Annotated in this window: 11 protein-coding genes; 4 read left to right on the top strand and 7 right to left on the bottom strand. The window is 66.7% G+C overall.

The genetic code is table 11. The features are described 5' to 3' along the window. The first annotated feature begins 100 nt into the window (after positions 1-100). Positions 101-1,744 carry a S10 family peptidase gene (locus JAO74_RS12305; protein ID WP_199038314.1) on the top strand — a complete coding sequence of 548 codons (1,644 nt, stop codon included), beginning with the start codon at positions 101-103 and terminating at the stop codon, positions 1,742-1,744. Between the two features lie 120 nt (positions 1,745-1,864). Here the strand turns inward: JAO74_RS12305 and JAO74_RS12300 are convergent, their stop codons facing one another. From JAO74_RS12300 to JAO74_RS12275, 6 genes are all read right to left on the bottom strand, one after another. Continuing rightward, positions 1,865-2,701, bottom strand: a complete 837-nt coding sequence (locus JAO74_RS12300; protein ID WP_233150945.1) for an endonuclease/exonuclease/phosphatase family protein — start codon at positions 2,699-2,701, stop codon at positions 1,865-1,867. Then, complete coding sequence (gene rpoN, locus JAO74_RS12295; protein ID WP_199038312.1) at positions 2,698-4,176, bottom strand: RNA polymerase factor sigma-54; 1,479 nt, start codon at positions 4,174-4,176, stop codon at positions 2,698-2,700. Before rpoN ends, JAO74_RS12300 begins: the two co-directional genes overlap by 4 nt. A 15-nt stretch (positions 4,177-4,191) precedes the next feature. Beyond that, positions 4,192-4,965 carry an LPS export ABC transporter ATP-binding protein gene (lptB, locus tag JAO74_RS12290; RefSeq protein WP_199038310.1) on the bottom strand — a complete coding sequence of 258 codons (774 nt, stop codon included), beginning with the start codon at positions 4,963-4,965 and terminating at the stop codon, positions 4,192-4,194. A gap of 162 nt (positions 4,966-5,127) precedes the next feature. Next, complete coding sequence (locus JAO74_RS12285; protein ID WP_199038308.1) at positions 5,128-5,682, bottom strand: LptA/OstA family protein; 555 nt, start codon at positions 5,680-5,682, stop codon at positions 5,128-5,130. A 6-nt stretch (positions 5,683-5,688) separates the two neighbouring features. Then, positions 5,689-6,327, bottom strand: a complete 639-nt coding sequence (lptC, locus tag JAO74_RS12280; protein ID WP_199038306.1) for an LPS export ABC transporter periplasmic protein LptC — start codon at positions 6,325-6,327, stop codon at positions 5,689-5,691. Beyond that, the gene (locus JAO74_RS12275) at positions 6,320-6,940 is read right to left on the bottom strand and encodes a ribonuclease D (RefSeq protein WP_199038304.1); all 621 of its coding nucleotides are present in this window, start codon (positions 6,938-6,940) and stop codon (positions 6,320-6,322) included. Before JAO74_RS12275 ends, lptC begins: the two co-directional genes overlap by 8 nt. 332 nt (positions 6,941-7,272) lie before the next feature. Between JAO74_RS12275 and JAO74_RS19085 the strand changes: the two genes are divergently transcribed. The 3 genes from JAO74_RS19085 to JAO74_RS12260 all read left to right on the top strand — a co-directional run bounded on the left by JAO74_RS19085 (position 7,273) and on the right by JAO74_RS12260 (position 10,107). Next, positions 7,273-8,136 (top strand): cold-shock protein, encoded by an 864-nt coding sequence (locus JAO74_RS19085; RefSeq protein ID WP_199038302.1) that lies wholly within the window; start codon positions 7,273-7,275, stop codon positions 8,134-8,136. A gap of 128 nt (positions 8,137-8,264) precedes the next feature. Next, a complete protein-coding gene (locus JAO74_RS12265) occupies positions 8,265-9,065 on the top strand; it encodes a glutaminyl-peptide cyclotransferase (RefSeq protein ID WP_233150944.1) in 801 nt (266 codons plus the stop codon). A gap of 67 nt (positions 9,066-9,132) precedes the next feature. Beyond that, a complete protein-coding gene (locus tag JAO74_RS12260) occupies positions 9,133-10,107 on the top strand; it encodes a glutathione S-transferase family protein (protein ID WP_199038295.1) in 975 nt (324 codons plus the stop codon). Here the strand turns inward: JAO74_RS12260 and JAO74_RS12255 are convergent. Beyond that, positions 10,100-11,674 (bottom strand): cisplatin damage response ATP-dependent DNA ligase, encoded by a 1,575-nt coding sequence (locus JAO74_RS12255; protein ID WP_199038293.1) that lies wholly within the window; start codon positions 11,672-11,674, stop codon positions 10,100-10,102. The two genes, JAO74_RS12260 and JAO74_RS12255, sit on opposite strands and share 8 nt — an antisense overlap. Positions 11,675-11,694: the final 20 nt, after the last annotated feature.

The following is an 11,694-nucleotide window of genomic DNA, read 5'->3' as shown; positions in this document are numbered from 1 at the left end:
GGCGGGGCGTGCGATCCGACGTCATGATGCGGGACTTGCCAAGTCGTTCGGAACGCGGGAACAGTGCAGGTATCCTTCCCTATTTATCGAGGAATGCGTCTTGCCGTCGAAGCTGCTGATCCCCTTCCTGCTGTCCTCCGTCATCGCCGCGCCGTCCTTCGCGCAAGAGGCGAAGTCCGACGCCAAACCGGCCAATGGCAAGACGCATAGCGAGATCGCCAAACAGGACGCCGAAGCCGCCTGGGCGCTCGCGCCGATCGAGGAGCAGGAGGTGAAGCACCGCGACGCGGTAACGGTGGGCGGTCGTCGCCTGCCCTATACCGCCAGCGCGGGCACGCTGACGATCCGCGATATCGAGGGCAAGCCGACGGCCAGCGTCTTCTACACCGCCTATACGCTCGACGGCGTGAAGCCGGGCAGCAAGCGGCCGGTAACGTTCTTCTACAATGGCGGGCCGGGCAGCCCCAGTTTCTGGCTGCGCATGGGGTCGTTCGCGCCGATCCGCATCCGCACGACCAACCCCGAATTCATCCGGCCGGCGCCGTATGACGTCGGGCCGAACCCTGACACGCTGCTCGACAAGACCGACATGGTGTTCATCGATGCGGTCGGCACCGGTTACTCGCGGCCGCTGGGCGATATGAAGCCATCGGACTTCTATGGCACGGACGAGGATGCGGACGCCTTCGCCAAGGCGATCCTGCGCTACGCCACCAAGTACAGCCGCTGGACCAGCCCCAAATTCCTGTTCGGCGAAAGCTATGGCACGCTGCGCTCCGGCGCGCTGGCGTATCAGTTGCAGGAACGCGGCATGGCGCTGAACGGCGTCGTGCTGCTCTCGTCGATCATGAATTACGGTTATCGCCAGCCGGGGCTGGACCAGGTCTATCTGAACTATCTGCCCAGCTATGCGGCGACGGCATGGTATCACAACCGGATGCCCAACCGGCCGGCGGACGTGGCGACGGCGGTGGCGCAGGCGCGGTCCTTTGCGACAGGGCCGTACATGGTCGCGCTCGCCAAGGGGCAGAGCATTTCCGACGCGGAACGAAATGCCGTGGCGAACCAGATGAGCCAACTGATCGGAATCAGCCCCGATTTCATCAAGCGCGCGAACCTGCGCATCGACCTGCCCCGGTTCCAGAAGGAATTGCTGCGCGGGCAGGCGCGCACGATCGGCCGGTTCGATTCGCGCTACACCGGGATCGACACCGATGCGGCGGGCGAACGGCCGGAGACGGATGCATCGTCCGACGCGATTTCGGGCGCGTACATCGCCTCGTTCACCGATTATCTGACGAGCACGCTGGGGTACAAAACCGAGCTGCCCTACCGCCTGTCGGCGCGCGATGCGGCGGGATGGTCGTGGAACTGGAAGCACGAGGCGCCGGGGCGCTCGGGCGGCGGTGGCCAGAACAATCCCAACACGGCGATCGATCTGGCGGCGGCGATGCGGGCCAATCCGTATCTGAAGGTGCTGTCGATGAACGGCTATTACGACATGGCGACGCCGTTCTTCGGCACGGAGAACGATCTGGGCCACATGATGCTGGAGCGCCCGCAACAGGCGAACCTGCGCTTCACTTACTATCCCGCCGGCCACATGACGTATGTGAACCCCGACGCGCTGCACCGGATGAAGGCCGATCTGGCCGGCTGGTACGACGAGGCGGTGAGCGATGCCCGGTCGGCGACCCCGCCGGTTCCCGCCACGACGAGCACGGGTGGAGATACGCCCAACTGAAGGCTGTCGAGGCCGTCATTGCGAGGAGCGAAGCGACGCGGCAACCCAGAGCGTCTTGGCCGGAACCCTGGGTTGCTTCGCTCCGCTCGCAATGACGGCCGGAACTATACGCAAGACGGATCAGCGTTTGGCGGAAGCCCACCCCAGATCGGCGACCACCGGAAAATGATCCGACGGATAGCGATCGCCCGCATGGTCGGTCAGCGTCGTTGCCCCGCGAACCGTAAAACCACGCACGAAAATCCAGTCGATCCGCCGGTCCGGCTTGCCGGTAAAGTCGTGGAACGTCTCCGCCGGCCCGGTGCGACCTGGGGCGGCGGTCCAGACATCCGTCAACGTCGCGGCAAGCGTCGCGTGAGCGCGGCTGTCGGGCGTGGTGTTGAAGTCGCCCGTCAGCACCACCGGATCGGTGCCGGCGATGGCGGGCAGGCGTGCGGCGATCAGACGCGCGGCCTTCTCCCGCGCCGCCTCGTCCTGATCGCGATAGGGGAAATGCGTGTTCAGCAGCACGAAGCGGCGGCCAGCACGATCCCGAAACCGGCCCCATGTCACCATCCGCGGCAGGACGTTGCCCCAGGTGATGCTGGCCACCGTATCGGGCGTATCCGACAGCCAGAAATCGCCGCTGGCGAGCAGGCGCAGGCGATCCACGCGATAGAGAATGCCCATATGCTCGTCGCCATGGCCGCCGCGACGGTCGCGCCCGAACCACGCATAGCGCGGCAGGCGCCGGATGACGTCGTCGCCCTGCCGCTGGAACAGTTCCTGCGTGCCGATGATGTCGGGATCGGCCTTCGCCACCGTGGCGGCGAACAGATCGCGCCGGTTCGCCCATTCGTTCGGGCCGTCGCTGGCGATCGGCAGGCGGACATTGAAGGTCATGACGCGCAGATCGCGTGCGACCGCCATGCCCGGCGTCAACAGCAGCGCGAGCGCCAACAGGAACGCGCGGATCATGCTCCCTCCAGCGTCTTCTGCCGGCGGCGCTGCACCGAGCTGCCGATGCCCAGCGCCTCGCGATATTTGGCGACGGTGCGGCGCGCGATGTCGAAGCCCTTGGCTTGCAACAGTTCGACCAGCGTGTCGTCGGACAGGATCTTCGCGCCCTCCCCCGCGATCAGCGCCCGGATCGCGCTTTTCACCGCCTGCGCCGACACGGCATCACCGCCATCGGCGGCCTGGATCGCGCTGGTGAAGAAATATTTCATTTCGAACATGCCGCGTGCGCAGGAGAGATATTTATTGCTCGTCACGCGGCTGACGGTCGATTCGTGCATCTCGATCGCATCGGCGATCTGGCGCAGCGTCATCGGTTTCAGATGCGCGACGCCGTGGCGGAAGAACGCCTGTTGCTGCTTCACGATCTCGGTCGCGACCTTCACGATCGTGCGCTGACGCTGGTCGAGCGCCTTCACCAGCCAGTTGGCGCTGGCGAGGCAATCGGACAGCCACGCCTTGGCCGCCTTGTCCTGCGGGCCGTGGCTCAGTTCGGCATGATAACGGCGGTTGACGAGGACGCGGGGCAGCGTGGCGCCGTTCACCTCGACCAGCCAGCCGCTGCCGGTCGCGCGCACGAACAGATCGGGGACCACGGCCTGCGCTGGCTCGCCGCCATAACGACAGCCGGGTTTAGGATCATAGGCGCGCAGCTCGCGGACCATGTCGGCCATGTCCTCGTCGTCGCAGTGGCACAGCCGCTTCAACCGGCCGAGATCGCCGCGCGCGAGCAGATCGAGATTGGCGAGCAGTTTCGCCATGCACGGGTCGTAGCGATCGGCCTCCTTCGCCTGCAACGTCAGGCATTCCGCCAGATCGCGCGCGCCGACGCCGGTGGGATCGAAGGTCTGGATCGTCGCCAGCACGCCCTCTACCCGCGCGAGGGAAATGCCGAGGCGACCGGCGATGTCGAGCAACGGGACGGTCAGATACCCGGCCTCGTCGATCTGGTCGATCAGGTGCTGGGCGATGAAGAAATCGATGGCCGATACCGTGGTGCCGGCCTGCGCGAGCAGATGGTCGGCGAGGCAATAGCTGGTGTCGGCGAAAGCATCGAGATCGGGGCCATCCTCCGGCATCTGGCCGCTGCCGGACGATCCGCCCGCCGATAGCGCGCCATCGAAACTGCCGCCGCCGTCGCTGATCGAATCCTGCTGATGGCTTTCGGTGGCGTAATCGACGTCGATCGGTTCGGCCGGGGCGGTGCCGGCGAGCAGTTCGTCGGCGGCGGCCGGCTCTTCGCGCTCGATGCGTTCGGGCTTCACCACCTCGTCGGTCTGCGACGCTTCGAGCAGGGGGTTGCGCTCGACCTCCTCGGCGATGAAGCCCTCGATCTCCAGGTTCGACAACGCCAGCAGCTTGATCGCCTGTTGCAGCTGCGGCGTCATCACCAGCGACTGCGACTGGCGCAGGTCGAGGCGGGGGGCGAGGCTCATGACTACCCCGCCACCCTAAAGCGAAAAGGTCTCGCCGAGGTACAGACGGCGGACATTGGCGTCGGCGACGAGTTCGGCGGGGCTGCCCGTGAACAGCACACGGCCGTCATAGATGATGTAGGCGCGATCGACGATGTCGAGCGTTTCGCGGACATTGTGGTCGGTGATGAGCACGCCGATGTCGCGGCGCTTCAGGTCCTTCACCAGATCGCGGATGTCGGCGATCGAGATCGGATCGATGCCCGCGAACGGCTCGTCGAGCAGCATGATCGACGGATCGGCGGCCAGCGCACGGGCGATCTCCGCGCGGCGACGCTCGCCACCCGACAGCGCCATGGCGGGCGCGGCGCGCAGGCGGGTCAGCCCGAATTCCTCCAGCAGCCGGTCGAGCTTGGCCTGGCGCGCGTCGCGATCGGGCTCCGACAGTTCGAGCACGGTCAGGATGTTCTTCTCGATCGACAGGCCCCGGAAGATCGAGGTCTCCTGCGGCAGATAACCGAGGCCCAGGATCGCGCGACGATACATCGGCAGGCCGGTGATATCCTCGCCGTCCAGCATGATGCGGCCCGAATCGGGCTTCACCAGACCCATGACCGAATAGAAGCACGTCGTCTTGCCTGCGCCGTTCGGGCCGAGCAGACCGATCACCTCGCCCCGACCGACCGACACGGACACGTCGGTCAGCACGGTGCGCTTGTCATAGGATTTGGCGATCGACACGACCTGCAATCCGTGGGCGACCGGCGGCTCGGCGATCGGCGGCGCGGTTTCGAGGGTGGTCACGTCCATCGGGTCGACATCTCGCAGCAGAGGATTGCCAGAAGGTTAGCGTCGGCCGGCTGCTTCACCGATCTGGCAGGAAACATGCATGGCCGATTATGCCTCAGCGCATCGACGCGGGGAAGCCCCGATCGTGGCGACCGACGCATGGGGGCGGCATCCCGCCGCCCGTCAGTTGTTCCGCTGCGGGACCGAGAAGGTGCCGGTGACCCGGCCGCCGCGCTGCTGCACCGTGCCGGCGGGCGCGCCGCTGCTGCCCGCGACCGACGATCCGTCGATCACCGCACGACCGGTATCCAGGTTGATCGTCAGGCGACCGCCGTTGACGGTGTTGCCGCCCCCCTGCGTCAGGCTGACGGCGCCCAGCATGGTGATGAGGCGCTTGTTCAGATCGTAGATCGCATATTGGCTCTTCGCGATCTGGTCCGGCCGGCGGACGGTGACGCCGCCCGACGCGTCCAGCCGCGATACCTGCGGACTGCCGCCGACCACCTGTCCGGTATAGGCGACCGTCATCCGCGTGGCGTCCAGCGTCATCTCCGCCTGCTTGACCGACACGTTACCGGTCAGCACGGCGCGGTTGGCGCGGTCCTGCAACTCGATATGGTCCGCGCCGAAATCGATCGGCGCGTTGGTGTTGTGACGCTGCTGCGCGGGGGCCGTCGTGGCGAGCCCCGTCAGGAGGGCCGGCAAGAGAACTGGCAGGATGAGGATGGACACGCGCATGCGGCGCTATTTCGCCCCTCGCGGGTCGAACCGCAAGCGGGCATTGCCGTCGAGCGTGACGGTACGGCTTTCCAGATCGGCGCGCATCCGGTCGGCGCTGAACACACCTTGCGGCACGGTGCCGGTGACGGCGCCGGTGCTCTGCATCCGGCGCGATTGCAGATCGAGCGTCGCGTCGCGCGTATCGAGCCGGTAACCGCCCGCCGCGCGCACCGCGATCGGCCCGTCGAGCGTGACGCGCTCATTGTCCATATTATATCGCCCCCGCCCCGCCACGATCCGCGCCGGTCCATCGGCCAGCTGGATACCGGCCTGCAGATCGCGCAGTTGCACGACGGGTTCGGCGGAGCTGCGCTGGATCGCGGAACCGGCGTCGAGTTCGAACGGCTGGCCCTTGGTATCCTGACCCCGGTAACGCGCCGCCTGAATCTTCATGCGTTCGTGCGCCACCTCGACCTTGTTCTTGTCGAGCACGAACGACACGTCGCCCGCCGCCGTCAGCGGCGCCATGACGAGGAACGCGGCGAGCACGCCGATGCCCATCGGCAGCACGACACGGGCGATGCCGACCAGTCGGTCGTGCCGGCTGCCGGGCGCGGCCCAGTCCTGCCGCGCCGACCGCATCCGGCGCGCGACATCAGACATGGGCGAAGATGTCCTGTTCCGGCCACCCGGCCAGATCGAGTTCGGCACGGACCGGCAGGAAATCGAAACACGCCTGCGCCAGTTCCATCCGCCCCTCGCGCGTCAGCCGGCGCTCCAGCTCCGCCTTCAGCCGGTGGAGGTACCGGACGTCGGATGCGGCATATTCCTTTTGCGCATCCGAAAGTTCGGGGCCGCCCCAGTCGGACGATTGCTGCGCCTTCGACAGATCCTGCGCCAGCAGTTCGCGGACCAGTTCCTTCAGGCCGTGCCGATCGGTGTAGGTGCGCACCAGCCGCGACGCGATCTTGGTGTCCCAGGCGGGCGCCGCGACGACGCCCAGATAATGGCGGATCGCGGCAATATCGAACCGGCCGAAATGATAGAGCTTCAACACCCCGGTATCGGCCATCAGCGCGCGCAGGTTCGGCGCGGCATAATCGCTGCCCGGTCCGAAGCGGACGAGGTGTTCGTCCGCGCCGCCATCGGACAGCTGGACCACGCACAACCGGTCGCGCGGGGTGATGAGTCCCATCGTCTCGGTATCGACGGCGATGCTGGTGGCGCCCGCGAACAGGCCGGCGGGAATGTCTTCCTCGTGGAAATATACGCTCATCCGCTCGCCGTAGCGGCTGGGGCGTGAACGCTCAATGGCCGGCGGCGGTGGCAAGGCACGAGTCGCCGCCACATTATGGCCGCCATGGCCGTTGCCGATCGATTGCGGGAAATGATCGGCGCACATTCTGTGCCGTCCGGGCAACGTTCCGCCGTTTTCCGTACGTGTTCCCGCCATAAAGGTGACGAATTTGTTCGCGGCGCCCGTAGAGTTCCGCTATATATCGAATCAGGCGCAGAAGGTTTCGCGCCAAAGGATCGTGAGAGCTTCGTCCGGCGCTCGTGTTCTTGAGGATGCATCATACGGGCGAACCGGGAAGACGAACAGGGCTTATGGGTTTCGATAAAGGCGGCCGCGGTAACCGTGGCGGACGTGGTCGCGACAAGCGCGACAGCTTCGGCGGCGATGACAATGGCGGCGGCTTCGGCGGCGGCGGTTTCGGCGGCGGTAGCAGCTTCGGCGGCGGCGGCGATCGCTTTGGCGGTGGCAGCAGCTTCGGCGGCGGCGGCGATCGCTTCGGCGGTGGTGGCGGCTTCGGCGGCGGCGGTGGCGGCGGTGGCTTCCGCGGCGGTGGCGGCGGCTTCGGTGGCGGTGGCGGCGGCGGTGGTCGCGGCATGCCCCCCCAGGTCGTGGGCGAAGGCACCGGTGTCGTAAAATTCTTCAACGCGCAGAAGGGCTTCGGTTTCGTCGTCCGTGATGATGGCGGCGAAGACGTGTTCGTTCACATCTCGGCCGTCGAGCAGGCCGGCCTCAGCGGTCTGGCCGAAGGTCAGCCGATGGGCTTCACGCTCGTCGATCGCGGTGGCCGTATTTCGGCGACCGAGCTGAAGATCGATGGCGAGCCGATGGCCGTCACCGACCGTGCACCGCCGCGCGAACCCCGCGAGGGTGGCTTCGGCGATCGTGCGCCCCGTCAGGGCGGCGGCGATCGTGGTGGCTTCGGCGGCGCGCCCGGCGGCGCACCGCAGCGTCAGCTGACCGGTGAGAAGGCGACGGGCACCGTCAAGTTCTTCAACGCGATGAAGGGCTTCGGCTTCATTCAGCGCGACGATGGCCAGCCCGATGCATTCGTGCACATCTCGGCCGTCGAGCGTGCTGGCATGGCCAGCCTGAACGAGGGCGACCGCCTGCAGTTCGAGATTGAGGTCGATCGTCGCGGCAAGTACGCGGCAGTGAACCTGGCGCAGGGTAGCTGATCCGGCTTTTCGCCGATTAGCCTGACCGACGTCTGACGAGCGGCCCGCCCGGCATTTTTGCCCGGCGGGCCGTTTGCGTTTACGGATGGCGGATGTCTTTCCGCACCCCGCCCCCCCCTCGTCGGCTCTTGCGTACCGGCGCACCGGCTATCTTCCTGGCCGCCGCCATGCTGGTGCCGTCGATGGCCTTTGCACAGGCGCGGCCCGCCGCCGCCGCTCCGGCCGCCACGCGGGTGCCGATGACGGGCGTCACCGTGGTGGCGCGATATCCGCATGATGCGACCGCCTTCACCGAGGGGCTGATCTGGCACGATGGCGCGCTGTACGAGAGCGTTGGGCGGGAGGGGCAATCGGATGTCCGCCGGGTACGGCTGGCCGATGGCAAGGTCGAGCGGCGCGGCACGATCCCGCCGGCGCAATTCGGCGAGGGGCTGGCGGCATGGCGGAACGAACTGGTCAGCCTGACCTGGCATGACGGTATCGCCCATCGCTGGGACCCGAAGACACTGAAGCGCCACGGCCAGTCGCGCTATGTCAGCGAAGGCTGGGGCCTGACCGGCGATGGCCGCGCGCTGATCCAGTCGGACGGCACGGCGACGCTGCGCTTCCTCGACCCTGCGACGCTGAAGGTCCGGCGACAGGTGTCGGTGACGCTGAACGGCCGTCCGCTCGACCAGATCAACGAGCTGGAATGGGTGGATGGCGCGATTCTGGCGAATATCTGGCACCAGCCGTTTCTGGTGCGGATCGATCCGGCGAGCGGCCGCGTGACCCGGATCATCGACCTGCGCCCACTGGTCGCGGAGATCGCCGCGACCGACCCGGAGGCGGTGGCCAACGGCATCGCCTATGACGCGGCGAAGAAGCGGCTGTTCGTCACGGGCAAATTATGGCCGACGGTGTTCGAGATACGTCTGAGCGATCGATAGGCATGGGCTTCCGCCACGGATCGTTGACCGCCCCTCACGCGTATGCCGCAAGGCAAGGGAGATACGCATGGGCAGGATGATCGACGGCACGTGGCACGCCGGCAAAATGACGGAAGACGCGGCGGATGGCGCCTTCAAGCGGCAGGATGCGGGCTTTCGCGACTGGGTGACCGCCGACGGCGGGCCGGGGCCGGATGGTCAGCCGGGGCGACCGGCGGCGGTGGGGCGGTATCATCTATATGTCAGCTATGCCTGTCCATGGGCGCACCGCACGCTGATCGTTCGTGCGCTTAAGGGGCTGGAGGACATGATCGGCGTGTCGGTCGTCGATCCGGTGATGCTGGACCATGGCTGGACCTTCGCGCGCGATCATGGCGGCACCGGCGATCCGCTGCACGGCGCGGACTATCTGTGGCAACTCTATGCCCGCGCGCGGCCCGACTATACCGGCAAAGTGACGGTGCCGGTGCTGTGGGACCGTGAAACCGACACGATCGTCAGCAACGAATCGTCGGAGATCATCCGCATGCTGACCGGCGCGTGGGACGAACTGGGCGCGACCGAGGGCGATTATTACCCGTCATCGCTGCGGCCCGAGATCGATGCGATCAACGCCGACGTCTACGATCACGTGAACAACGCCGTATACAAAGCCGGCTTCGCGACGACGCAGGCCGCGTATGAAGAGGCGGTCGAGCCGCTGTTCGCGACCCTCGACCGGCTGGAGGAGCGGCTGACCGGTGCGGACTGGCTGGTCGGCGGTCAGATGACGGAGGCGGACATCCGCCTGTTCACCACGCTGGTGCGGTTCGATGCGGTCTATGTCGGGCATTTCAAGTGCAACATCCGGCGGATCGTCGATTACCCGACGCTGGAGGCGTATCTGGAACGGATGCTGGCGATCCCCGCCATCGCCGCGACGGTGCATCTGGATCACATCAAGACGCATTATTATGCCAGCCACCGCGATCTGAACCCGTGCGGGATCGTGCCGGTGGGGCCGGCGCTGCCCTGGGCCGGGCTGGTCGAACCGATCAGGTAATCAGGTTTTGCAACGTGGCGATCCGGTCTGCTTCGGCGGCCGGCTTGTCGAGGCGGATGCGGGCGATGCGGGGAAAGCGCATCGCGACGCCCGACTTGTGCCGGGTGGAGGTGTGGATCGAATCGAACGCGATCTCCAGCACCAGCGTCTTCTCCACCTCGCGCACCGGCCCGAACCGGCCGGTGGTGTGATTGCGCACGAACTTGTCAAGCTGGCGCAATTCCTCGTCGGTGATGCCCGAATAGGCCTTGCCGACGGGGAGCAGCTCGCCTTCCTCCGTCCAGCAACCGAAGGTGTAATCGCTGTAATAGGACGACCGCCGGCCGCTGCCCCGCTGCGCATACATCATGACGCAATCTGCGGTCAGCGGATCGCGCTTCCATTTATACCATAGCCCGGCACGACGACCGCCGGTGTACGGCGAATCGCGACGCTTCAGCATCACGCCCTCGATCGCGGCATCGCGCGACCCGGCGCGGATGCCCTCCAGCGCGGTGAAATCGGCGGCGTCGATGACCTGGCTGATATCGAACCGGTCTGGGTCGAGCCGCGGCACGAACGCCTCCAGCCGCGCACGGCGCTCGGTCCATTTCAGCGCGCGCAGGTCCTCGTCGCCATCGACCAGTATGTCATAGAGGCGGACGAAGGCGGGATAGTCGGCCAGCATCTTGGCCGACACCATTTTCCGCCCCAGCCGCTGTTGCAACGCGTTGAAACTCGCCGCCTCGCCGCCCTGCGCATCGCCCTTCACCAGCAATTCGCCATCGACCGCGCCGGTTTCGGCAAAGGCGGCGGCGACATCGGGAAAGCTGCCGGTCACATCGTCGCCGGTGCGGCTGTACAGGCGGGTCTGACCGGCGACATGGACGATCTGGACGCGGATGCCGTCCCATTTCCATTCGGCGGCATAATCGGCGAGATCGACGCGCGCATCCTCCAGCCCGTGCGCGAGCATGAACGGCCGGAAGACGGGGACATCGGCGACAGTCGGCTGCGCGCCCGTGCCGGTCGCCCAGGCGAACAACTCGGGATAGGGCGCGGACAGACCGTGCCACACCTCCTCCACCGCCTCGACATCCAGACCGAACGCGTCGGCGAAGGCGGTCTTGGCAAGGCGGGCGGAGACACCGATCCGCAACGCGCCGGTGGCCATCTTCAGCAGTGCGAAGCGTTCCTCGGCATCGCTGCGGTCGAGCATCGTCGCCAGCATCGCCGGCGCCTCGGTACGCGACAGATGGCGCAGGCGATCGACGACCTGCGTGATCGACAATGGTTCGGGATCGACCGGCACGACGGGTGCGGGCCACAGCAGCGCCACCGTCTCGGCGGTATCGCCGACATAATCGCGGCTCATCCGGAACAGCACGGGATCGACGCGTTCCTCGATCAACGCGCGGATCAACGCGGGCTTCACGCCCTTCAGATCGAGATCGCCGGTCAACGCCGCCATCGCCCAGCCGCGATCGGGATCGGGCGTGGCGAGCAGGTAATCGGCGATCAGCTTCAGCTTCGCATTGCGCCCCCGCGTGTAGATCAGCGAATCGAGGAGCGCGGCAAAGGCATGCATGATGGGGCAACGCGCGGGAT

Source organism: Sphingomonas mollis (assembly GCF_016427505.1).
GTDB lineage: Bacteria > Pseudomonadota > Alphaproteobacteria > Sphingomonadales > Sphingomonadaceae > Sphingomonas > Sphingomonas mollis.
This window is presented reverse-complemented; position numbering and strand designations above follow the sequence as displayed.